Source organism: Staphylococcus sp. EG-SA-2 (genome assembly GCF_017152085.1).
Genome location: NZ_JACYHC010000077.1, coordinates 1 through 562, shown reverse-complemented (window position 1 = coordinate 562; position 562 = coordinate 1). Strand labels below are relative to the sequence as shown.

Here is a 562-nt window from a genome sequence, read left to right as displayed (position 1 = left end):
TTACTTTAATAACTTGTTTACCAAAGTTATCGCCAGTAAATAAATTTTTAAATGCATGTGGCGCATTTTCAAAACCATCTTCAATGGTTACTTGTGACTGAATTTTACCTTCTTGAACCCATGTTGCGAGCTGTTCACTAGCTTCTTTAAAAGCATTAGCGAATTCACTTACTAAGAAGCCTCTCATCATTACTTGCTTCTTAATAAGCGTACCTTGAATACGTGGTCCGATATCTGCTTCAGGATGATTATATGACGAAATTGCGCCGCATACTGGTACACGTGCAAAACGATTTAAATGCTTAAATACTTCATCGCCAACTGTACCACCAACATTTTCAAAATAAACATCAATACCATCTGGTACTGCTTGTGCTAACGCTTCTGCAAAATCCTCTTTCTTATAATCAATACCAGCGTCAAAGCCCAGTGTCTCTGTTAAATAATTTACTTTTTTGTCGCCACCCGCAATACCTACTACACGGCAACCTTTAATCTTAGCAATTTGACCTACAACTGAACCTACAGCACCAGATGCAGCTGAAACCACAACAGTATCACC

1 protein-coding gene is annotated in these 562 nt (G+C 38.3%); it reads right to left on the bottom strand.

All coding sequences use genetic code 11. From position 1 onward, the window contains the following. On the bottom strand, window positions 1–562 hold a 562-nt coding region (locus IDG60_RS00635; protein WP_206160365.1), incomplete at both ends, for a zinc-binding dehydrogenase.